The sequence below is a fragment of the Agrobacterium sp. ST15.13.013 genome, assembly GCF_027956525.1.
Lineage (GTDB): Bacteria > Pseudomonadota > Alphaproteobacteria > Rhizobiales > Rhizobiaceae > Agrobacterium > Agrobacterium salinitolerans.
In genome coordinates this window covers 1-23,115 of record NZ_JAQKGP010000029.1, presented here as the reverse complement: position 1 = coordinate 23,115, position 23,115 = coordinate 1, and the positions used below count along the sequence as shown (strand labels likewise).

Annotated in this window: 19 protein-coding genes; 11 read left to right on the top strand and 8 right to left on the bottom strand. The window is 58.6% G+C overall.

All coding sequences use genetic code 11. The features are described 5' to 3' along the window. Positions 1-75: 75 nt before the first annotated feature. The 3 genes from PL597_RS22320 to PL597_RS22310 all read right to left on the bottom strand — a co-directional run bounded on the left by PL597_RS22320 (position 76) and on the right by PL597_RS22310 (position 3,991). A complete protein-coding gene (locus PL597_RS22320; RefSeq protein ID WP_080791952.1) occupies positions 76-804 on the bottom strand; it encodes a sugar transferase in 729 nt (242 codons plus the stop codon). 287 nt (positions 805-1,091) lie between these two features. Beyond that, positions 1,092-3,386 (bottom strand): transglycosylase domain-containing protein, encoded by a 2,295-nt coding sequence (locus PL597_RS22315; RefSeq protein WP_271366266.1) that lies wholly within the window; start codon positions 3,384-3,386, stop codon positions 1,092-1,094. Positions 3,387-3,532: 146 nt separating this feature from the next. Then, complete coding sequence (locus tag PL597_RS22310; RefSeq protein WP_077984594.1) at positions 3,533-3,991, bottom strand: YbaK/EbsC family protein; 459 nt, start codon at positions 3,989-3,991, stop codon at positions 3,533-3,535. A 459-nt stretch (positions 3,992-4,450) separates the two neighbouring features. On the opposite strand from PL597_RS22310, the gene PL597_RS22305 reads away from it, so the two are divergent. Then, positions 4,451-4,660, top strand: a complete 210-nt coding sequence (locus tag PL597_RS22305; protein WP_003492998.1) for a cold-shock protein — start codon at positions 4,451-4,453, stop codon at positions 4,658-4,660. A gap of 408 nt (positions 4,661-5,068) precedes the next feature. Here the strand turns inward: PL597_RS22305 and PL597_RS22300 are convergent, their stop codons facing one another. The 3 genes from PL597_RS22300 to PL597_RS22290 all read right to left on the bottom strand — a co-directional run bounded on the left by PL597_RS22300 (position 5,069) and on the right by PL597_RS22290 (position 7,758). Then, positions 5,069-6,460, bottom strand: a complete 1,392-nt coding sequence (locus PL597_RS22300) for a dipeptidase (RefSeq protein WP_271366265.1) — start codon at positions 6,458-6,460, stop codon at positions 5,069-5,071. A 166-nt stretch (positions 6,461-6,626) separates the two neighbouring features. Further along, positions 6,627-7,061: a MarR family winged helix-turn-helix transcriptional regulator gene (locus tag PL597_RS22295; RefSeq protein WP_162520634.1), complete on the bottom strand. Its 435-nt coding sequence runs from the start codon at positions 7,059-7,061 to the stop codon at positions 6,627-6,629. A 316-nt stretch (positions 7,062-7,377) separates the two neighbouring features. Further along, a complete protein-coding gene (locus PL597_RS22290; protein WP_271366263.1) occupies positions 7,378-7,758 on the bottom strand; it encodes a hypothetical protein in 381 nt (126 codons plus the stop codon). 90 nt (positions 7,759-7,848) lie between these two features. Between PL597_RS22290 and polA the strand changes: the two genes are divergently transcribed. The 10 genes from polA (at position 7,849) to PL597_RS22240 (ending at position 19,522) form a co-directional block, all read left to right on the top strand. Further along, on the top strand, positions 7,849-10,833 hold the full coding sequence (polA, locus tag PL597_RS22285) for a DNA polymerase I (RefSeq protein WP_271366286.1): 2,985 nt from the start codon (positions 7,849-7,851) through the stop codon (positions 10,831-10,833). Positions 10,834-10,908: 75 nt separating this feature from the next. Continuing rightward, entirely contained in the window at positions 10,909-11,649 is a 741-nt protein-coding gene (locus tag PL597_RS22280) for a DUF1868 domain-containing protein (RefSeq protein ID WP_271366262.1), read from the top strand. A gap of 171 nt (positions 11,650-11,820) precedes the next feature. Beyond that, positions 11,821-12,006: a 50S ribosomal protein L32 gene (rpmF, locus tag PL597_RS22275; protein WP_003507205.1), complete on the top strand. Its 186-nt coding sequence runs from the start codon at positions 11,821-11,823 to the stop codon at positions 12,004-12,006. A 186-nt stretch (positions 12,007-12,192) separates the two neighbouring features. Further along, the gene (locus tag PL597_RS22270; RefSeq protein WP_271366261.1) at positions 12,193-13,995 is read left to right on the top strand and encodes a sensor histidine kinase; all 1,803 of its coding nucleotides are present in this window, start codon (positions 12,193-12,195) and stop codon (positions 13,993-13,995) included. Next, entirely contained in the window at positions 13,992-15,338 is a 1,347-nt protein-coding gene (locus PL597_RS22265) for a sigma-54-dependent transcriptional regulator (RefSeq protein WP_271366260.1), read from the top strand. Before PL597_RS22270 ends, PL597_RS22265 begins: the two co-directional genes overlap by 4 nt. A 197-nt stretch (positions 15,339-15,535) precedes the next feature. Beyond that, positions 15,536-16,519 carry a tripartite tricarboxylate transporter substrate-binding protein gene (locus PL597_RS22260; RefSeq protein WP_077984628.1) on the top strand — a complete coding sequence of 328 codons (984 nt, stop codon included), beginning with the start codon at positions 15,536-15,538 and terminating at the stop codon, positions 16,517-16,519. Positions 16,520-16,619: 100 nt separating this feature from the next. Then, positions 16,620-17,081 (top strand): tripartite tricarboxylate transporter TctB family protein, encoded by a 462-nt coding sequence (locus PL597_RS22255; protein WP_269824898.1) that lies wholly within the window; start codon positions 16,620-16,622, stop codon positions 17,079-17,081. Positions 17,082-17,090: 9 nt separating this feature from the next. Beyond that, complete coding sequence (locus PL597_RS22250; protein WP_142914269.1) at positions 17,091-18,596, top strand: tripartite tricarboxylate transporter permease; 1,506 nt, start codon at positions 17,091-17,093, stop codon at positions 18,594-18,596. 148 nt (positions 18,597-18,744) lie between these two features. Further along, positions 18,745-18,957 carry a SlyX family protein gene (locus PL597_RS22245; protein WP_077984626.1) on the top strand — a complete coding sequence of 71 codons (213 nt, stop codon included), beginning with the start codon at positions 18,745-18,747 and terminating at the stop codon, positions 18,955-18,957. Positions 18,958-18,970: 13 nt separating this feature from the next. Then, complete coding sequence (locus PL597_RS22240) at positions 18,971-19,522, top strand: DUF924 family protein (RefSeq protein WP_137409551.1); 552 nt, start codon at positions 18,971-18,973, stop codon at positions 19,520-19,522. 67 nt (positions 19,523-19,589) lie between these two features. On the opposite strand, the gene dnaJ is transcribed toward PL597_RS22240, so the two are convergent. Both dnaJ and dnaK read right to left on the bottom strand, forming a co-directional pair. Continuing rightward, positions 19,590-20,723 (bottom strand): molecular chaperone DnaJ, encoded by a 1,134-nt coding sequence (gene dnaJ / locus PL597_RS22235; protein ID WP_077984581.1) that lies wholly within the window; start codon positions 20,721-20,723, stop codon positions 19,590-19,592. A 90-nt stretch (positions 20,724-20,813) separates the two neighbouring features. Next, a complete protein-coding gene (gene dnaK, locus PL597_RS22230) occupies positions 20,814-22,715 on the bottom strand; it encodes a molecular chaperone DnaK (RefSeq protein ID WP_077984580.1) in 1,902 nt (633 codons plus the stop codon). Positions 22,716-23,115: the final 400 nt, after the last annotated feature.

The following is a 23,115-nucleotide window of genomic DNA, read 5'->3' as shown; positions in this document are numbered from 1 at the left end:
TGATGTTCAATGATAAAAGCCCGGCATCGCTGCCGGGCTTTCGTTTTTTACGACTGGACGAATGGCTCGTGAAAATCAGAAACCCTTGCCGCCGCGCAATTCGGAAATCACCGTTCCGACCATGATCTTGATATCCAGCCAGATCGAAAAATTGTCGACGTAATAAAGATCGGAGACGATTCGGGCGCGGGCCTTGTCGCTGCGATCCGTCGGGCCGCGCAATCCTCGCATCTGGGCAAGGCCGGTAATGCCCGGCCGCACCCTGTGCCGCATATGGTAGTGTGGCACAAGCTCTTCATAAAGACGACCGGCCGCCAGCATGCCGATGGCATGGCAGCGAGGCCCGACCAGTGACATATCGCCTTTCAGCACATTCAGAAGCTGCGGCAGTTCATCGATATTGGTGCGGCGAAGAATTGCGCCGATCCGGGTTATTCTGGGATCGTTCTTCACCGTCTGCGCCACACCGGTGGCATCACAAAGGTCGGTTCTCATGGAGCGGAATTTATAGACACGGATTTTCCGCCCGTTCATACCCCAGCGGACCTGCGAAAACAGGACCGGCCCCTTGCTGTCGAGTTTGACCATCACTGCGACGGTGAGCAACACCGGCGCGAGCGCGACAAGGGCGATGGACGCCCCTGCAATATCCATCGTTCTTTTGAGCGCGAACTGGCCGCGCAAAAATGCGGAGACGGTTTTTTCCGAAGAGGAAGGTTGCGTTTCCGGCGATTCGAAAGTTGTGGCTGCGGAATAGGAGGCACCGTAAAAAACGGCATGCGATGAGCCTTTAGTACCCAGCATAATATAGAGCCCTGAAAAGTTATTTTGATAGAAGAAAATTAATTTATATGAAGGATTAATAATTCATTTACCGTAAAAAGTCATGCGAAATGTAACCGCTCTGGCGCAAATGGCAATCTACGGTTAATGCGACTGCACGCGGATGTTGTAAGGGCTAGCATCCTCTCCGCTCGTGGCTGCGGAGAGGGCCTGTTGCATGGAACCAAATCCTGTAAAATCGGGAGTTTTCTGCAGCGATGGTGACATTGCCATCGACCCCGCGACCAGCGCCTGCCGCGTCTAAGTCGTTAGTTTCCCATGAGAATATCGAGCAGGGTCGTCTGCTTCGGTTGGGATGGCCTGTGATCGCCGATTTCGGCGGGTGGCACAGGCCCGTTGCCGGCTGAATAGCCGGGTTCGATATCGCGGGAAGGGATATTTGCCGGCGGCATCGGCACGCCCGGCTGATTTGGGTTTGGCGCAACCGGGGCCTGGGGGTAGGCATGGTTATCCGCAGTCCCGCCGCCGAGCGCATTGGAAATGATATCGCCGATGGAGGAGGGCGCGCTTTCCGGCGCCGGTTGCTGCATTTCCCCGAGCGGCGGAACACCCGATGCACCGAGGCCGAAGAGCGGCGAAGGCGACAGCCCCGAATGGGCGGCGGTCATGAAATCTTTCCAGGCCTTTGCGGGAAGGCCGCCGCCGGTGACCTTCTTCATTGATGTGCCGTCGTCATTGCCGAACCAGACACCTGTGGTCAGGTTGCTTGTATACCCGACAAAAAGGGCGTCGCGGAAGGACTGGGTCGTGCCCGATTTTCCAGCCGCCTGCCAGCCTTGAAGGCGCGCGGCCTTGCCGGTGCCTTCGGTGATGACGCGGGACAACATGCCGTTCATGGTCGCGGCGATCTCTTCGCTCAGCACACGCGGCGGATTGTCGTATTTGTTTTCGTAAAGCACCTTGCCGTCGGCATCGGTGATGCGTTTGACGATATGTGGTGTCGCCTTGTAGCCACCATTCATGAAGGGAGCATAGGAGGCCGTCAGCTCCATCAGCGACACTTCCGAGGTGCCGAGCGCGATGGAAGCATTGTTCTGCAGCTCGGATTCGATGCCCATGCGATGCGCCACCTGTGTCACACGATCAGGGCCGACTTCCATCACCAGCTGTGCGGCGATCGTGTTCAGCGAATTGGCAAGCGCAGTGGCGAGCGTGACTTCGCCGCGATATTTCTTCTCGTAATTTTCCGGTGTCCAGTTGCCGATGCGTACCGGCGCGTCATTGCGGATCGTGTAGGGGGTAAGCCCCGATTCGAGGGCGGCGACGTAAACGAAGGGCTTGAAGGCCGAGCCGGGTTGCCGTTTTGCCTTCACGGCGCGGTTGAACTGGCTTTCCGCATAATCCGCTCCACCGACGACCGCGCGGATCGCACCTGTACCATCGATGGAAACCAGCGCCGCCTGCGAAGCGCCCTGCTTCTTGCCGTCACCTTGCAGCACATGGGTAAGCGACTTCTCGGCGTCGCGTTCGAGATTGGGGTCGATGGTGGTATCGACAACGATGTCCTGCTTGACCTCGCCGACCAGGCTGCGCACTTCTTCCAGCACCATATCGGCGGCGTAATGCTCGGCGCCCGACCAGAAACGTTTCGCCTTGGTCGGGGGCTGCGACATGGCGGTCTTGATTTCGTCATCGGTGATGAAGCCGACATCGCGCATGGATTGCAGCACGACCTGCGCCCGTTCTTCCGCCGCCTGCGGATCGCGCGCCGGTGAAAGGCGTGAGGGGGCTTTGAGAAGCCCGGCGAGCATAGCCGCCTCGCCCAGATTGACGTCGCGCGCGGATTTGTTGAAGTAGCGCCTAGACGCCGCCTCGACGCCATAGGCGTTGGAGCCGAAATAGACGCGATTGAGATACATCGCGAGAATCTGGTCCTTGGTGAACTTGTGTTCCAGCCAGAAGGACAGCAGCACTTCCTGAACCTTGCGTTCCAGCGTCCTGTCCGGCGAAAGGAACAGGTTTTTCGCGAGCTGTTGCGTCAGAGTCGAGCCACCCTGCACGGCTCGCCCCGTCAGCACATTCGTGACGATGGCGCGTCCGAGGCCGAGCGGATCGACCCCGAAATGCGAATAAAACCGCCGATCCTCGATCGCCATGACGGCCTGCGGAATATAGGGCGACATATCTTCCAGCGCGAGCGCCTCGCCGCCGGTCGTGCCGCGATTGGCAAGCACGCTGCCGTTGACCGAAACGATCTTCACATTCGGCGGACGTTCGGGAATGGACCAGCTGCTGGCGCTCGGCATGCGCGCACCATAATAAAGGACAAGCCCGGCAACGCCGATACCGCCCCAGATGCCTAGCACGATGCACCAGTAGAAGAGGGAGCGGATGAAGCCCATGACGCCGCTACCGGAATTGCTAATGCGCTTTTCTTTCTTGCGGGAGGTGGTGCGACTGGATGCCGGCTTCGGGCTTTTGGCCTGCTGTTTTGTGGTTCCGCCAATGCGCTCGCTGGCGTCAAGACGCAGGTCATCGCCGGACTCGTGGAAATCCCCGAAGGAGGGTTCTACCCGTTCGCGTGATTTACCTTTGCCTGCCATCCAGCCGAAGTCGCTCCTATTTGCGAAACCGTGCACATCCCGTTCGGGTTTAAGGCGTCTATGCCTGCGCGATTCTTAATCCAGGATGAAGAGTTTAAATGCGGCAATTTAAGGCGGGGTTAAGTCTTGGCCGGATCACATCGGCGTCATTGGCAGACGTCGACCCATTCCGCTCCAGTCAATTCGGCCATAACCTCCGGCGAAATCTTCACCGCCGCATTGGTGGCACCGGCCGCGGGAACCACCTCGCGATAGTTTTTCAGCGATATGTCGCAAAACACCGGAAGCCGAGAAGGCAGGCCGAAAGGGCACACGCCGCCGATGGGATGGCTGGTCACGGCAACAACCTCTTCCGGGTCGAGCATGCGCGGCTTTACGCCGAAATGATCGCGGAATTTGCGGTTGTCGAGCCGCTTCGTGCCGGCGGCGACGACGAGAAGAATGGTTTCACCCGCCTTCAGGCAAATGGTCTTCGCAATCTGGTCAGGGTCGACACCATGCGCTTCGGCGGCCAAAGCGACTGTCGCCGAACTCGTTTCCGTTTCAATCACGGCAACCTCGGGTGACTTTTCGGTGAAAAAAGCTCTGACGGATTCGATAGACATGCGTGTTTATTAGGCGTTACGCGGAGAAGCTTCAAGTCGCCCCGGAATAGCTATGCAATATGCGCAATGCTGCGCTGCGATGAAACGTCTGTTTTTTAAGCTGGTATCCTGTATCTTCAAATCATCGAAGCGACGCACTCCTCCTCCCAGCGTCGCCCGATTGGACTGACAATACTCCTCCTCCCAATTGTCAGTCAGTTTCAAGAACCCGGCGCACCTCCTCCCGCGCCGGGTTTTTGCGTTCCTGGTCTGGCCCCTACTTAACCCTGACCAGTTGGCCGTGTTCAAAGAAACTTGACTTTCAGCCCCTTCCCACCTAGGTACTTCGCCATCGATATTTGTTTGACGACCAGAGCTTCGGCGTCTTTTTAGACGCTCACGACGATCTTTTCCTTCAAATTCGACCCAAGTCCGCACTGCTTGCAGTGCAAATACAATTGCCAACGGAAGGAAATCGTTATGGCGACTGGTACAGTAAAGTGGTTCAACGCAACCAAGGGCTACGGCTTCATTCAGCCTGACGACGGTTCGCAGGACGTATTCGTTCACATCTCCGCTGTTGAGCGTGCGGGCCTCACCGCCCTCAACGACGGCCAGAAGCTCTCCTACGAGCTGATGCAGGACCGCCGCTCGGGCAAGATGTCCGCAGGCAACCTCGTTGCTGCCTGATACGCGCTTTGGCCCGAAAGGGTCACTCGCATGAATGGAAAGGCCGGATTTCTCCGGCCTTTTTCTTTTGAAGGGCGCGGCGAACGGGCGGGCCTTGAAAAGGCGCGAGTGCATACCAATATATGGTTCAACAGTGTTTCAGATGAGAGCTGTCAGACGGGCATTTTGAAAGTGCCGCTGTTATCGCGTTAACCAAAGATTAACCGAAACAGCCGATCCTGATGGTGAAATGCAGCGGCCATGAAAGTGGACGCGCTCTGGAACATCACCGTTGAACGCTTTGACCACGGATGTACTGGCATTGACGGAAAACGGATGGAAAGGTCGGGCTTGCCCGGCCTTTTTGTTTTTGCGATGAGCAAACGGAAAGGGAGGAAGCGCCGGGTAACCGTGCTTCCTCTTTTTTTGTCATTTTGCCGCGAGCGCGTCCAGAATGCGGATCCAGGAGCGGATGCCCTTGTGGAAGGACTGCAGATCGTATTTTTCATTCGGCGAGTGAATGCGGTCGTCCGTCAGGCCGAAGCCGACAAGCAGCGAATCCATGCCCAGCATCGTCTGGAAATCGCCGACGATCGGGATCGAGCCGCCCATGCCGATGACAACGGCGGGTTTTGGCCACTCTTCCGAAAGCGCATTCTTGGCTTTGGTGAGCACGGACGAATCGTAGGACAGCTGGATGGCCGGTGATGCGCCATGTTCGTGGAACTCCACGGAGCAATCGACCGGAATCTTGGATCGCACATAGGCCCGGAAGCTGTCGCGAATGGCTGCGGGGTTCTGCTCGCCGACGAGGCGGAACGACACCTTGGCGGAGGCTTTCGCGGCGATCACGGTCTTGAAACCATCGCCGGTATAACCGCCGATAATGCCGTTGACTTCTGCCGTCGGGCGCGCCCAGGTCTGCTCCAGCACGGAACGGCCCTTTTCGCCCGAGGGAACAGAAAGGCCGACTTCGCCGAGAAAGGCTTCCGCCGTGCGGCCAAGCGTTTCCCAGGAGGCCTTGATGTTAGCAGGGGTTTCTTCCACACCGTCATAAAAACCGGCAAGCGTCACGCGGCCCGTCTCGTCATGCAGTCCGGCAAGGATATCGGTGAGGATGTGGATCGGGTTTGCGGCGGCGCCGCCAAAAAGGCCGGAATGCAGATCGCGATCAGCCGCAGTAACGATGATCTCTTCGCCGACCAGGCCGCGAAGGGCTGCGGCAATGGCGGGCGTATCCCGGTCCCACATGCCGGTATCGCAGACCAGCGCATAATCGGCCTTCAGTTCTTCCGCATTGGCTTCGAGGAAAGGCTTCAGCGACGGCGAGCCGGATTCTTCTTCGCCTTCAAAAAGAATGGTGACGCGCACCGGCAGGCCGCCCTTGACAGCCTTGTACGCCCGGCAGGCCTCCACGAAGGTCATCAGCTGGCCCTTGTCGTCTGCCGTTCCGCGTCCGGTAATCACCTGCCGGCCGGCGCCGATATCCTTGACCGCGGGTTCGAACGGATCGTTTTCCCAAAGCTCGAGCGGATCGACCGGCTGGACGTCATAATGGCCGTAGAAAAGTACATGCGGCGCGTCCTTGGTGGCCGCATCGTGATGCGCCACGACCATGGGGTGGCCGGCGGTATCGCGCACGGAGGCCGTAAAGCCGAGCGCCGAAAGCGTTCTGACCAGCCACTCCGCCGCCTTGCGGCATTCCGCCTTGTAAGCGGGGTCCGTCGAAATCGACGGAATGCGTACGAGCTCGAACAGTCGCTCAAGGCTGGAGGTGAGATTATCGTCGGCGGTGGAAAGAATGGGGGAAACGTCTGTCATCGCTGATCCTGTCATGTCTGTCGTGACCCGGCGATAAGACGAAACATCCGGGCATCGCGCATCGCGGGAAACAAGGGGGCCGGCGCGTCGTGAATCGGCAAACGTGCGGCCGCCGGAACGATAGAGCAGTTCAGGGAAAGTGCGAAGCGGTTTCGGGCTGTAAATGCTATTTCGCTTTTTTGGCGCTTTCGATCGCCCGGCGCATATATTCCAGCAGAAGCTGCCTCTCGAAACGCCGGAAATCCTTGAGCAACGCATCTTCGGTGGCTTCGGAGGCGGCAATGGCGTTGGCTTCCAGATCCCTGCCGCGCTGGGTCAGTTCGATGATCTGGGCACGGCGGTCGCTTGGATGGGATTTGCGGACGATCAGCCCATCGCGTTCCATGCGCGAGAGCGTATTGGCGAGCGTCGCCTGTTCGACATCGATCCGATCCAGCAATTGCCGCTGCGTCAGGCCGTCCTCATGCCAGAGTTCGATGAGGATGGGGAATTGCCCGGGCGAGAAACCCAGGGCGGCGGCTCTTTTCTGCAGCGCCATGGTGAATTCCCGCGCCATTCTCGAAGCGAGATAGATTGCCGATTCGTCCCGGGAAAAACCCATTCTTCCGCCCATAAAGCATCACGGCCGGCTCAGCCCGGCAATTCGATAGCGCGATATATATCGCATGATATGTTTAAGCCAGACCGAAATAGTGCATAAAACAAAACCGCCATGGCCGGGAGGGGTCGGCCATGGCGGTCATATTGGAGGACAAAGGCCCGGAGAGGGGGAAAGGCCTTTGTCCGGTCTGACGCGGCGGGGGACGAGCCAGCTATCAGACTACGGCGTGATCAGGCGCCGTCCACTAAGAAATGTGTCTCCAAATACGGCTTTTCAAGGGAAGAATGGATTACAAATCGGTAAGGTGTGGCGACGTTTAGCTGCGGTCCTCAATTTTGCGTTTTGCTCTCATCGCAAGGAGGAAATTCGTGCTTCCTGCAAGCAAAATGAAGGACGCAAAAAACATAAGCTGCGCGGCAAGGTCTCCCAGCGGGTGAAGCACCAACAAGAGGAACGCCGCGATCACTGCGGAGTTGAGAAAATGAAATTCCGCAGTTCCGAAGATGCTGCGTGTTGCATCAAGGCGTTGCGGAAAAAAGGCACGTAGGCCCCTGCTAGCCAGAAGAAAAAGCGGCGCTAGGAGAGATTTCTGAAAAATTGTTATCGTTTGATCTTCTTGGAGCCATGAGCAGACCACAACGATCGCGGTGAGGAGGACTGCTCCAAAATACGCCTGAAATATCGAAACTTTGGACATCCGCTTTTCCCTGGAAATCAACAAAGATATAGCCTCGCATCTGATCTCCACGATAGACCTTTCGCCTTCGGCGCGCTATCCATGCTACCCATGAAAAAAGGCGATCATCTCTTCCTCGTTGACGGCTCCGGTTTCATTTTCCGGGCCTTCCATGCCATCCCGCCGCTGAACCGCAAGTCGGACGGGCTGCCGGTCAACGCCGTCTCCGGCTTCTGCAACATGTTGTGGAAGCTCCTGAAGGATGCGCGCAATACCGATGTCGGCGTCACGCCGACCCATTTTGCTGTCATTTTCGACTATTCGTCGAAAACCTTTCGCAACGAGCTTTACGACCTCTACAAGGCCAACCGCACTGCGCCGCCGGAAGATCTGGTGCCGCAATTCGGCCTGATCCGTGAGGCGACGCGCTCCTTTAACCTTCCCTGCATTGAGACGGAAGGCTTTGAGGCGGACGATATCATCGCCACCTATGCCCGGCAGGCCGAGGCAATCGGAGCCGATGTCACCATCATCTCCTCCGACAAGGATCTGATGCAGCTCGTCACGGCTAATGTACATATGTACGACGCCATGAAGGACAAGCAGATCGGCGTTCCGGACGTTGTCGAGAAGTGGGGCGTAGGCCCGGAAAAGATGATCGACCTGCAGGCAATGACGGGCGATTCGACTGACAATGTTCCTGGCATTCCTGGCATCGGCCCGAAGACGGCGGCACAATTGCTGGAGGAATACGGCGATCTCGATACACTGCTGGCGCGGGCAGGCGAAATCAAGCAGCAGAAGCGCCGGGAAAATATCATCGCCAATGCGGAGCTTGCCCGCCTTTCTAGACAGCTCGTGGCACTCAGGACCGATGTGCCGCTGGATCAGTCTCTCGAAGCGCTGGTGCTCGAACCACAGAACGGCCCGAAACTGATCGCCTTCCTGAAAGCGATGGAGTTCACGACGCTGACACGCCGGGTTGCCGAGGCGACCGAAACCGACGCTTCCGCCATCGATGCCGCCAATGTGCCGGTACAATGGGGCGCCGAAGCCCATGGTCCCGATCTGGATGCGCCGGCTGCCGCCGTCGTTAAGGTTGGCGAAGCGGCCGCTGACGCGACGGGCGCTCCGCCAAGGAAAGCAACAGGTGAAGGCAGCGCGCCCGCCGATCTTGCCACAGCGCGACAGGCGCTTTTTTCCGCCGCCAAGATCGATACGACCGCCTATCTGACGATCAGGGACCTTGACACGCTCGACCGCTGGATCGCGGCGGCCCGGGAGACGGGTGTTGTTGCCTTCGATACGGAAACGACCTCGCTCGACCCGATGCAGGCGGAACTTGTCGGTTTTTCTCTGGCCATTGCCGATAACGGCAAGGATGCCACGGGCACCGATATCCGGGCCGCCTATGTTCCCTTGACGCACAAGACCGGCTCAGGTGGCGATCTCTTCAGTGATGGCATCAAGCTCGCCGAAGGGCAGGTGCCCTTTGCCGAAGCTCTGGAGCGTCTGAAGGACCTGCTTGAGGACGAGGCTGTCCTCAAGGTCGCGCAGAACCTCAAATACGATTACCTGCTGATGAAACGCCACGGCGTCGTCATGCAGAGCTTCGACGACACGATGCTGATTTCCTATGTGCTTGAGGCCGGAAAGGCCACACATGGCATGGATTCCCTGTCCGAACGCTGGCTCGGCCACACGCCTATTGCCTATAAGGACGTGACGGGATCGGGCAAGTCGAGCGTCACCTTCGATTTTGTTGATATCGACAAGGCAACCGCCTATGCGGCTGAGGATGCTGACGTCACGCTGCGGCTGTGGATGGCGCTTAAGCCCCGGCTTGTCTCGGAACGGCTGACCAAGGTTTATGAACGGCTGGAACGCCCCCTTGTGCCCGTACTGGCGCATATGGAGGAGCGCGGCATCACCGTGGACCGGCAGATACTGTCGCGCCTTTCCGGCGAACTTGCCCAAAAGGCTGCGAGCTTCGAAGAGGAAATCTACGAGCTGGCGGGCGAGCGTTTCAACATCGGTTCGCCAAAGCAACTCGGCGATATTCTGTTCGGCAGGATGGGTCTGCCCGGCGGCTCGAAAACCAAGACCGGCCAATGGTCAACATCGGCGCAGGTTCTGGAAGATCTGGCAGCGGAAGGTGCTGAACTGCCGCGCAAGATCGTCGACTGGCGACAGCTGACCAAGCTGAAATCCACCTATACCGATGCGCTGCCCGGTTATATCCATCCCGAGACGAAACGGGTGCACACTTCCTACGCGCTCGCCTCCACCACCACGGGGCGCCTCTCGTCCTCGGAGCCGAACCTTCAGAACATCCCGGTTCGCACGGCCGAAGGACGCAAGATCCGCACGGCCTTCATCACTACGCCAGGACACAAGCTTCTGTCGGCCGATTACAGCCAGATCGAGTTGCGTGTGCTTGCCCATGTCGCCGATATCCCGCAGCTTAGAAACGCCTTCGAAAACGGCATCGACATTCATGCGATGACCGCGTCGGAAATGTTCGGCGTGCCTGTCGAGGGTATGCCGTCGGAAGTGCGCCGCCGCGCCAAGGCCATCAACTTCGGCATCATCTACGGCATTTCCGCTTTCGGTCTCGCCAACCAGCTCAGCATCGCCCGCTCGGAAGCGGGGGACTACATCAAGAAATATTTCGAGCGTTTTCCCGGTATTCGCGACTACATGGAAGCAACCAAGGCCTTCGCCCGCGAAAACGGTTATGTCGAGACGATTTTCGGCCGTCGTGCCCATTATCCGGAAATCCGCTCTTCCAACCCGTCCGTGAAAGCTTTCAACGAACGTGCGGCCATCAACGCGCCGATCCAGGGCTCGGCCGCCGATATCATCCGCCGGGCCATGGTCCGCATCGAGCCGGCGCTGGAGGCGGAAAAGCTCTCCGCCCGCATGCTTTTGCAGGTGCATGACGAACTCATCTTCGAAGTCGAGGAAGCGGAAATCGAAAAGACCCTGCCTGTCGTCGTCTCTGTCATGGAGAATGCGGCCATGCCGGCCATTTCGATGAGGGTGCCGCTGAAAGTGGATGCACGCGCGGCCGACAATTGGGATGAGGCGCATTGATCGGCCTTTGAGCGGCGGATGTCATTACTTTGTCGCGTGCGGGGACTAGGGGAAACGTCTCACAAGGAGTTTCCCATGCACGCCCCGCTGGTCTCGAAAGATCTCGACTATATTTCCGTCGCCAACCACGATCAGCCGCCGCGCCATCTCGGCAGCCGCTTCAATGCGGATGGCGAGTTTCTGCCGGAGCCCGGCAATACCGTTGTAAGCCATCTCGCCAGCGGATCGCAGACCGAAAAAGCGATCATCGCAACCCGCCAGCGCTTTCTGGACATGCCGGAGGCGTCGCAGCTTGCCTTCACGCCGATTTCCAGCCTGCATATGACCGTGTTTCAGGGCATCATCGAGTTCCGCCGCGCCTTGCCCTACTGGCCGGAAAACATTCCTCTCGATACGCCGATTGACGTGATGACCGATTATTATCGCGACCGGCTCTTCGCCTTTCCGGCCCTGCCGGCATTCAACATGCAGGTGACGGGCCTGCGCCCGACGGGCCTTGTCATGAAGGGTGCTACGGCCGAGGATGACCGGATCGTGGCTCTCTGGCGGGATGAATTTGCCAAGTTGTTCGGCTATCGCCACCCGGATCATGAAACCTACGAATTTCACATCACCCTGTCTTACATCATCAGCTGGTTCGAGCCGGAATCCCTGCCGCGCTGGCAGGCCATGCTGGATGAAGAACTTGAAAAACTGCGCGCTGCCGCGCCGGTCATAGAGATGCGACCGCCAGCTTTCTGTGAATTCAAGGATATGAACCACTTCAAGGAACTCGTTGTTTTCGATAAACCCGCGCCTGTGATTCCCGATATCTGAGACAGGCCTGCCGCGCTGATTTCCCTGAATCGGAAAAAATGCGCATCAGGGCTGGTCAAAGCCCGTTTGGGCATGTATAAGCGCGCCAAATTTCCGATATCGAGACATCCGACATTCGGCCTTTGGTTCTGGCCGGTTCCGTTGTTTCGCCGCTTAAGTGGAGTAACAAAAATGGCTGTACCAAAAAGAAAAACAAGCCCGTCCAAGCGCGGTATGCGCCGCTCGGCTGACGGTCTCAAGTCTGCGACCTACGTTGAAGACAAGAACTCCGGCGAACTGCGCCGTCCGCACCATATCGATCTGAAGACCGGTATGTATCGCGGCCGTCAGGTTCTGACGCCGAAGGAAAGCGCATAAGCTTTTCTGAAAGCATCTATGCAAAAACCGGCCCCCGTGGCCGGTTTTTTTTTTTGAGGGCCGTTCTGCTGTCTTTTCCGCTCACTTGGAAAATTCGGCCACTCCTCCTACACTCTTTTAGAGAGAGCAGGTTTCGATGCCTGCAAAAGGCGGGGAGCTTCGGTGAAATATCGCTGGATTTTGTTGATGCTTCTCAGCCTCGGCCTCGGTTATGGCGCCGTGACCAGAGGTGGCGGCATTATTGCGGAAAGCTATTTCGGCGAAATGTCCGATCAGGGCCGCACCACTCTGCGGCTGGCCGTTTCCGCCCTCGGCGGGCTTTTGAGCCGCTACGAGCCGCTGCCGGCTCTGATCGCCGATCATGACGACATTGAGGAACTGGTCGCACATCCCAAGGATGCCGAACTGCGCCAGCGCGCCAATGTCTATCTCAAATCCATCAACACCCTGCTGGAATCCTCCGATATTTACATCATCACGCTGGATGGGGAGACAATCGCCGCCAGCAACTATGATGGTCCGACCAGCTTCGTCGGTGAGAATTTCAGCTACCGTCCCTATTTTCAGGACGCCGTCAAAGGTTTCCAGTCGCGGTTCTTCGCGCTTGGCACCACGTCCCACAAGCGTGGCTATTATTTTTCGGCGCCCATCCTTTTTAATGAGGAGATCAAGGGCGTCATCGTCTTTAAGGTCGACATTGAAGGCATAGAAGCCTCCTTCGGCAATGGCGAGAACCGAATTCTGGTATCGGACCCGGAAGGCATCATCTTCATGACTGGAACGCCGCAATGGCTTTATTCCGGCCTGATGCCGCTGACGCCCGAGAGGCTGGCGCGCACGGAGACTTCTCGCCGCTACGCCAATGCAACGCTGAAGGAGTTGCCGGTGAAAAACGGCAATTTTGGCTCCCATCAACTGATGACAATCACCCAAAATGACGGTGAAAGGGAATATATGGTCCTGTCGCAGCCGATGCCCGACGCGGGCTGGACAGTCAGTGTGCTGATGGACACGGGTTCCCTCCGAACGCAGGTGAAGACGGCGATGATAGCCATCATCCTCTGCCTGTGTCTTGCTGCCGCGCTGATCGCCGCCATGCTGCAAAGGCGTCGTCGTCTGCGCGAACGCCTGACCCATCAGGCGGAGGCGCAGGCGGAACTGGAACGCCGGGTGGAGGAGCGCACCGCCGATCTGGCGCGGGTCAATCAGGAGATCGAACACGAAGTCGCCGAGCGCCGCCAGACGGAAAAACAGTTGCGCAAGATGCAGAACGAGCTGGTGCAGGCGGGCAAGCTCGCAGCGCTCGGCCAGATGTCGGCGGCGTTGTCGCATGAGTTCAACCAGCCGCTCGCAGCCGCCAAGAATTATGCCGAAAACGCCTCGCTTCTCGTGGAACGAGGACGGCTGGAGGAGGTGACAGAAAACCTCAGGCGCATTTCGGGCCTTATCGACCGTATGGCCTCCATCAGCAAACATCTCAGGAATTTCGCCCGTAAACCCAATGAAAAAACGGCCGCGGTAAGTCTCGAAGCCGTCCTTCGCGATACGCTCGAAATCGTCGGCGCGCGGCTGAAGGCCGCCGATGCGGTGCTGGATGTGGATCTCGGTCGGGTTCCGCTTGCCGTGAAAGCCGGCCCGGTGCGGCTGCAGCAGGTGCTCGTCAACATCATCTCCAATGCTGCCGATGCGGTGGAGGGACGCGAGGAACGCCGCATTGCGCTGCGGGCCGTGCAGCACGGCCAGTCGGTGTCGATTTTCATTCGTGATCGCGGTCCGGGCGTGCCGGCGGCGATTTCAGAACGCATTTTCGATCCCTTCTTCACCACCAAGGGCGTGGGGCGCGGCCTCGGTCTTGGCCTGTCCATATCCTATAATATCATCAAGGATTTCGGCGGCCAGCTGCGCGTCAGAAACCATGAAGACGGCGGGGCGGAGTTCGAGATCGAATTGCCAGCCGCCGCGTGGCGCGTGGAGGCGGCTGCGGAATGACCATGTCGCGGGTTCTGTTGATCGATGATGAGGAAGAGCTGCGCTTTTCCACGGCGCAGGCGCTGGAGCTCTCAGGCTGTGACGTCGCGATGCTCGCAAGCGCCGAACATGCGCTCGAACTCATCGGCTACAGCTTCGACGGCGTGGTGGTCAGCGATATCAGGATGCCCGGCATGGATGGTATGACGCTGCTGCAGAAGGTGCGGGAGCTTGATGCGGAGATACCTGTCATCCTGATGACAGGCCATGGCGATGTGCAGCTCGCGGTCAACGCCATGCGCAACGGCGCTTATGATTTCATCGAAAAGCCGTTCACGCCGCAATATCTTGCCGGCATCATCAAAAGGGCCAATGATCGGCGGGCGCTGGTGCTGGAAAACCGCCGTCTCAAGGCGGTGGCAGGCAAGCATGACGATCTCGAAACACGCCTACCCGGCAGAACTCAGATCATGGTCGATCTGCGGTATCGTATCCGCGCTATCGGTGCGACGGACGCCGATACGCTGATCGTCGGTGACACGGGCGCCGGCAAGGAGGTCGTGGCGCGCGCGCTTCACGATATCAGCGCCAGGGCCAACCGGCCATTCGTGGCGATCAATTGCGCCGCCCTTCCGCAGACGTTGATCGAAAGCGAGTTGTTCGGTCATGAGGCAGGCGCCTTCCCCGGTGCGCTGCGCCCGCGCTACGGCAAGTTCGAACATGCTCGCGGCGGCACCATATTGCTGGATGAGATCGGCTCCATGCCCTTCGAATTGCAGGGCCGCTTCCTGCGTGTCTTGCAGGAACGGGTGATTACCCGTCTCGGCTCGAATGAAACGGTCGAACTCGATGTCCGTTTTATCGCCACCAGCAAGGTCGATCTGGAACAGGAAGTCGCGGCCGGTCGGTTCCGTGCGGATCTTCTTTATCGGCTCAACGTGGCGACACTTCTCGTGCCGTCGCTCTCGCAGCGCAGCGCAGATATACCGTTACTTTTCCTGCATCTCGTGCGGGAAGCCGCTGCCCGCTACGGGCGGGAAGACATGGAGGTGCCGCAAAGTCTGCTTTCGGCCGTCTCCCTGCGTGAGTGGCCGGGCAACGTGCGTGAACTGCGCAATGCCGCAGACCGTTTCGTTCTCGGTCTGGAAAGCGATGTGTCCGAAGCCTCCCTGCCGTTTCATGATGACGGAAAAGCAGCCCTTGCCACACGGGTTGCGGCTTATGAAAAAAGCCTGATCGCACACGCAATCGCCGTGCACGGCGGAAATCTGAAATCCGTTTATGAAAATCTCGGCATTTCGCGCAAAACGCTCTACGAAAAAATGCAGAAATACGGCCTGCACCGGCACATGACCGAGGTCTGATGGGTGGATTTCCACCCATAGATCATTCCTTATGGGTAGAAATCCACCCATTGCCGTCCGGGATGGCAATAAAAGCGCACCGCACGACAAGACCGCCATTGCTGAACGGTGATCCCGGATCGCAAATATCTCACCCCGGTCGCCATGGAGGAGCATGCGCGGCTGAAGTGGCGAACATTTTCATCCGGGAGGAATCGATGAAAATACTGAAGACAGTCACCGGCCTTGCTGCTGCCGCTGCCGTTTCCCTTTTTGCGCTGTCCGCATCCGCTCAGAACTATCCAGAGCGCAATATCACCATGGTCGTGCCCTTTTCCGCTGGCGGCCCCACGGATACGGTCGCGCGTCTTGTCGCTGAATCCATGTCGAAGGACCTCGGCCAGCAGATCATCGTCGAAAATGTCGGCGGCGCAGGCGGCACGCTGGGTGCTGGTCGCGTGGCATCGGCCGATCCGGACGGTTATACCGTTCTTCTCCACCATATCGGCATGGCGACCAGCGCCACGCTCTACCGCAAGCTCGCCTATGACACGCTGAACGCCTTTGAATATGTCGGTCTGGTCACCGAAGTGCCGATGACCATCCTGTCGCGCAAGACCCTCGAGACGACGGATCTGAAAAGTCTGATCGACTATGCCAAGGCGAACAAGGACAAGGTGACCGTCGCCAATGCCGGCATCGGCGCCGCCTCGCATCTGTGCGGCATGCTGTTCATGAGCGCCATAGAGACACCGCTTGTCACCGTTCCCTATAAGGGCACAGGTCCGGCCATGACCGATCTTCTCGGCGGCCAGGTCGACATCATGTGCGACCAGACCACCAACACCACCAAGCAGATTCAGGGCGGAACCGTGAAAGCCTATGCCGTAACCACGGCCAAGCGGCTGGACGTGCTTCCGGATGTGCCGACGGTTGTCGAAGCAGGCCTGCCGAAGCTCGAAGTAGGTATCTGGCACGGCATCTATACGCCGAAGGGCACGTCTGCCGAAATCAACGAAAAGCTCTCCAAATCGCTGCAGGCCGCGCTGAAGGACGAGAATGTCGTAGCTCGTTTTGCTGAACTCGGCACCACGCCTTCCTCTGAAAGCGATGCGACGCCTGCGGCGCTGAAGGCCAAGCTTGAAAGCGAAATCGCCCGCTGGAAGCCGGTGATCGAAGCTGCCGGCCAATATGCCGACTGATGGCTGAAAGAATTACCGGCGGCGTCATGCCGCCGGTTTTTTGCCATCGATTTAACGCGCGGGACGGTGGGTTGCCGGCCGCAGTGGAGGGGCATCTTTCATGAAGTCGTTTTTTATTGACCCTGCCGAAGCAGTCTGCGGGGCAATTTTTATCGGGCTTGGCGCATTTTTTGCCCTGCAGTCCTATGGGCTGGAGATTGGGAGCGCATTCCGAATGGGACCCGGCTATTTCCCGCTTGTTTTGGCGATCATTCTGGTCCTGCTGGGTGGGGTGATATTCATGCGGTCCACGCGCATACAGGGTGAGGCTATCGGCGCGATTGCCTGGCGGGGGATATTTTTCATTCTGCCCGCCCCGATCTTCTTCGGCCTCACTGTCCGGGGTCTCGGTTTCGTTCCGGCACTTTTTTTCAGCGCCCTCATCGCTTCCTTCGCCTCGCACAAGATGAGCCCGGTCATGGCGGTCATTCTTTCCGCGGCGATCACGGTCTTTTCCGTCGCTGTTTTTAACTACGGTCTCGGCCTGCCGTTCCAGCGCTTCGGTCCCTGGCTTAAATTTTGAGGTGCCGTGATGGATTTGCTCGATAATCTCGCTCTCGGTTTCGTCACGGCTTCTTCGCTGGCAAACCTGTTCTTCTGCCTTATCGGCGTGTTGCTCGGCACTTTGATCGGCGTGCTGCCCGGCATCGGTGCGACGGCGACCATCGCCATGCTGCTGCCGATTACCTTCCAGCTCGAACCGGTCTCGTCGCTGATCATGCTCGCCGGCATTTATTACGGTGCGCAATATGGCGGCTCGACCACGGCCATCCTGATCAACATGCCCGGCGAATCCTCCTCTGCCGTTACCGCCATCGATGGCTATCAGATGGCGCGCAAGGGCAAGGCGGGGGCTGCTCTTGCCATCGCCGCCATCGGCTCGTTCTTTGCCGGCACGGTATCCACCTTCCTTGTGGCGATCTTCGCGCCGCCCTTGACGGCGATCGCGCTGGAGTTCGGCGCGGCGGAATATTTCTCGCTGATGGTCGTGGGCCTCGTCTCATCCATTGCGCTCGCCCATGGCTCCATCGTCAAGGCTCTGGCCATGGTCGTGCTCGGCCTGCTGCTCGGTCTGGTCGGCACGGATATTTACAGCGGCACGCCGCGCTTCACTCTCGGTATTCGCGAATATGCCGACGGTCTGAACTTCGTGGCTGTGGCCGTTGGCGTCTTCGGTATCGCCGAGATCCTGCGCAATCTCGAAAACGAGCGGACCCGCTCTGTGCTGATCGCCAAAGTCAGCAGCCTGATGCCGTCGAAGGAGGACTTCAAGGCCATGATCGGTCCGGTGTTGCGCGGCACTGTCATCGGTTCGGCACTCGGTATTCTGCCGGGTGGTGGCGCCATCCTTGCGGCATTTGCATCCTATACGGTTGAAAAACGCGTCTCCAAGAACCCGAAAGAATTCGGGCATGGCGCGGTGGCCGGGGTGGCCGGTCCGGAATCCGCAAACAACGCGGGTGCGCAGACCTCCTTCATCCCGCTGCTCACGCTCGGCATTCCCGCCAATCCGGTCATGGCGCTGATGATTGGCGCGATGATCATTCAGGGTATCGTGCCGGGTCCGAACGTTGCGACCGAACAGCCGGCGCTGTTCTGGGGCATCATCGCCTCCATGTGGATCGGCAACCTGATGCTCGTCATCCTGAACCTGCCCCTGATCGGGCTGTGGGTGAAGCTTCTGACGGTGCCTTATTATGTGCTGTTCCCCATCATCATGGCCTTCTGCGCCATCGGGGTCTACAGCGTCAATTCCAACGTCTTCGATCTGTATGCCGTCGCCTTCTTCGGCTTCATTGGCTATGTGCTGGTGAAACTGCGCTGCGAACCTGCACCGTTGCTGCTGGGCTTCGTGCTCGGTCCGCTGCTGGAGGAGAACCTGCGGCGCGCCATGATCCTGTCGCGCGGCGATCCATCGACCTTCGTCACCCGGCCGATCAGCGCCACCCTGCTTTTCATCGCGTTGGCCGTGCTGATCGTCGTCTTTCTGCCCAGCGTGAAGAAGAAACGCGAAGAGGTTTTCGTAGAAGAAGACTGAGGAATGCCAAAGACTCGGATGCCGGCGATGGAAACACCGCCGGCTTTTTTCGTTTCCGGATCGCCATGACGAATTTGCTTCACCAAAGCGACATATGGTTGACTCCCAAGCTTTTACGCCCAAGGAAGGGCTGGAAAGAGAGGTCGATATGACGTCGGAAACCGAAAAACGCATCATCATACTCGAAGAAACGGCCGCGCATCAGGCGAAGGTGATAGAAGAACTCTCTGATCAGCTGGCGGAGCAGTGGAAGGTGGTGGAGCAGACCCGTGCCAAGCTGGACCGCCTGACGGAGAGGTTTCTGAGCCTCGAAGAGCAATCGCTGGACGCGCCTGCAATTACCCGGCCGCCGCATTATTGACAGGGAAGAGCCAATGAAAAACGACACCGCCGAGCTAGCCGCCGATATCGTCGATTTCTGGAAGAAGGCCGGACCGGAGAAGTGGTTCGACAAGGACGCCGCCTTCGATAACCGCTTTCACGACCGTTTCCGCGACGCCCATTTTGCGGCCGCAAGACGTGAATTGGACAACTGGCTGGAGGACGCGGAAAGCAGCCTCGCGCTGATGCTTCTGCTGGATCAGTTTCCGCGCAACTGCTTTCGCGGCACCGCGCACATGTATGCGACCGATCCTCTGGCGCGGCTTTTTGCCGATGAGGCCATCCACAGCGGGCATGATCAGGCGGTGAGTGAGGATTTGCGGGTGTTCTTCTATCTGCCCTTTTCCCATGCCGAAGATATCGAGGCCCAGCAGCGTGCCTGCGTCCTGAACCATCCGCTTGGCGGGCTTTATCTTCACCATGCCGAAGAACATCGCGATATCATCGAGCGTTTCGGCCGCTTTCCGCATCGTAACAAGATATTGTTGCGAGAAACGACACCGGAGGAGCGGCAATATCTGGAAGAGGGCGGCTTTTCCGGTTGAGCCAGAAACGAAAACGCCGCCAGTCCCTGATGGCGGCGGCGTTCTAAAAGCGGGGAAGCGGCAGCGATCAGCCGTCGAAGAATTCCTTCATCCGGGCAAAGAAGCCCGTCGATTCCGGATTATTCTCCTTGGAGGAGAGCTGCTCGAATTCCTGCAACAGCTCGCGCTGCCGCTTGCTGAGTTTCTGCGGCGTCTCGATCTGAATCTGGATATAAAGGTCGCCCGTCTGCGCTGAACGCAGCACCGGCATACCCTTGCCCTTCAGACGGAACTGCTTGCCCGGCTGGGTTCCTTCCGGAACCGTAACCCGCGATTTGGTGCCGTCGAGCGTCGTGACATCGAAAGTGCCGCCGAGCGCCGCCGTCGTCATGGAGATCGGCACGGTGCAATAAAGGTCGGCGCCGTCGCGCTGGAAGAATTCATGCGGACGCACGGACAGGAAGATGTAAAGATCGCCCGCCGGACCGCCGCGCATGCCAGCTTCGCCTTCGCCCTGCAGGCGAATGCGGGTGCCGTCTTCAATGCCCGAGGGAATGTTGACCGAGAGCGAGCGCTCTTCCGTTACACGGCCCTGACCATGGCACTTGCCGCACGGATCGGAGATCGTTTGCCCGCGGCCATGGCAGGTGGGGCAGGTGCGTTCCACCGAGAAGAAGCCCTGTGCTGCGCGCACGCGGCCGGAACCCTGACAGGTAGCGCAGGTCTTCGGCTGTGTACCTGGTTTGGCGCCAGAGCCCGAACAGACATCACAGGTGATCGAGGTAGGAACCCTGATCTGCGCCGTCTTGCCGGTGAAGGCCTCTTCCAGCGTGATTTCCATGTTGTAGCGAAGATCGGCGCCGCGTTCGCGCCCGCCGGAAGAGCGGCGCGCACGGCCACCACCCATCATCTCGCCGAAGATGTCCTCGAAGATGTCGGAGAAGCCGCCATTGGCGAAACCGCCGCCACCCATGCCGCCGCCGCCCATGCCGCCATTTTCAAATGCGGCGTGGCCGAAACGGTCATAGGCCGCTCGTTTCTGAGGGTCCTTCAACGTCTCGTATGCTTCGTTGATTTCCTTGAATTTCCGTTCGGAATCGGCATCGTCCGGGTTCTTGTCCGGATGGTATTTCATCGCGAGTTTGCGGAAGGCGCTTTTCAGCTCTTTTTCGTCCGCAGTCTTGCTGACGCCAAGTGTTTCGTAAAAGTCTGCTTTCGCCATTCAGTTAACAAGCCTCGCAAATGGATTTCCGGCTGCACGTCGGCAGCCGGATGTCTTGCATAAATTGTCAGGAGACGGAAAGTCACGCGATTAAGCGGACTTCTTGTCGTCCTTGATTTCTTCATAGTCGGCGTCGACGACGTCGTCCTTGCCTTCTTCGGAAGCATCGCCGGCCTCGGCCTGCTGCGCTTCGTAGATGGCCTGACCAAGCTTCATGGAAACTTCCATGAGGGTCTGGGTCTTGGCCTGAATGTCGTCTGCATCCGGCTCAGCGGCTTCGACGGCGGTCTTCAGGCTGGCAATGGCGTCTTCGATAGCCTTGCGGTCAGTTTCGGAAACCTTGTCGCCATATTCCTTCACCGACTTCTCGGTGGAGTGGATGAGGCTTTCGGCCTGGTTCTTGGCTTCCACACCCGCACGACGCTTCTTGTCGGCCTCGGCATTGGCTTCGGCGTCCTTCACCATCTTTTCGATGTCGGCGTCGGAGAGACCTCCGGAGGCCTGGATGCGGATCTGCTGTTCCTTGCCGGTGCCCTTGTCTTTCGCCGAAACCTGCACGATGCCGTTGGCGTCGATATCGAAGGTCACTTCGATCTGCGGAACGCCACGCGGTGCCGGCGGCAGGCCGACGAGGTCGAACTGGCCGAGCAGCTTGTTGTCCTGCGCCATTTCGCGCTCACCCTGCGAGACGCGGATGGTCACGGCCGACTGGTTGTCTTCGGCGGTCGAGAAGGTCTGGCTCTTCTTGGTCGGGATCGTCGTGTTGCGATCGATCAGACGGGTGAAAACGCCACCCAGCGTTTCGATGCCGAGCGACAGCGGGGTCACATCGAGCAGCAGAACGTCCTTGACGTCGCCCTGCAGAACGCCAGCCTGAATGGCGGCGCCCATGGCGACCACTTCATCCGGGTTCACGCCCTTGTGCGGCTCCTTGCCGAACAGCTGCTTGACGACTTCCTGCACCTTCGGCATGCGGCTCATGCCACCGACGAGAACGACTTCGTCGATCTCGGAAGCGGAAACGCCGGCATCCTTGAGCGCTGCCTTACACGGTGCGACGGTGCGCTGCACCAGATCGTCAACCAGGCTTTCGAATTTGGCGCGGGTCAGCTTCAGCGTCAGGTGCTTCGGACCGGAAGCATCGGCCGTGATGAACGGCAGGTTGATTTCGGTCTGCTGCGAGGAGGAAAGTTCGATCTTTGCCTTTTCGGCCGCTTCCTTGAGGCGCTGCAGAGCGAGCTTGTCGTTCTTCAGGTCGATACCCTGATCCTTCTTGAACTCGCCGGCCAGATATTCGACCAGACGCATGTCGAAGTCTTCACCGCCAAGGAAGGTATCGCCGTTGGTGGACTTCACTTCGAAGACGCCGTCGCCGATTTCCAGGACGGAAATATCGAAGGTACCGCCGCCAAGGTCGTAAACGGCGATGGTCTTGCCGTCCTTCTTGTCGAGGCCGTAAGCGAGTGCTGCCGCAGTCGGCTCGTTGATGATACGCAGGACGTCGAGACCTGCAATGCGGCCGGCATCCTTGGTTGCCTGGCGCTGCGCATCGTTGAAGTAGGCGGGAACGGTGATAACGGCCTTCTCGACCTTTTCACCGAGGTAAGATTCAGCCGTTTCCTTCATCTTCTGAAGGATCATCGCGGAAATCTGCGAAGGGGAATAGGGCTTGTCCTGCGCCTTCACCCATGCGTCGCCATTGTCACCCTTGACGATCTCGAAGGGAACAAGAGCCTTGTCCTTCTCGACGGTCGGGTCTTCATAACGGCGGCCGATCAGGCGCTTGACCGCAAACAGGGTGTTGGTCGGGTTGGTGACCGCCTGGCGCTTGGCCGGCTGGCCGACAAGGCGCTCGCCATCGTCGGAAAATGCCACCATGGACGGCGTGGTGCGCGCGCCTTCCGCGTTTTCAATTACTTTCGTGTCCTTGCCGTCCATCACTGCGACGCAGGAATTGGTCGTGCCAAGGTCGATACCGATTACTTTTGCCATGCTCTTCTCTCCTTGAAGCGAGCTGCCGGAACCCCGTGAGGCATTCTTGTGGCAACTCCTTGACTTGGATTTGCAGCCTTCGCTGCTGTTATGCGGCGTATATAAGGAGCGATTTTTCCTGCTGCAAGGCGCAAGACAGGGGGAAGCGCAGCAAAAAAGCGCAAGAAACCCCTGTCTGTGCAGAAGCATAGCCATCACGGCTTGCGGAAGCGGGAAAACGCGGCTCGGGCTCTACGCGGCGTTGCCGGTCGGCATCGCGGCGAGCGACCTGTTGAGACTGGATTTTAACGGTATCGGGGTGTGTCCGACTTGAGAGATAGGTGACGTTTTGTACCGGAGACATGGGTAACACTTTTCGCTTTGCGGGAGGTGTTGATGCCGTGGAGAGAGACTTCGGTTA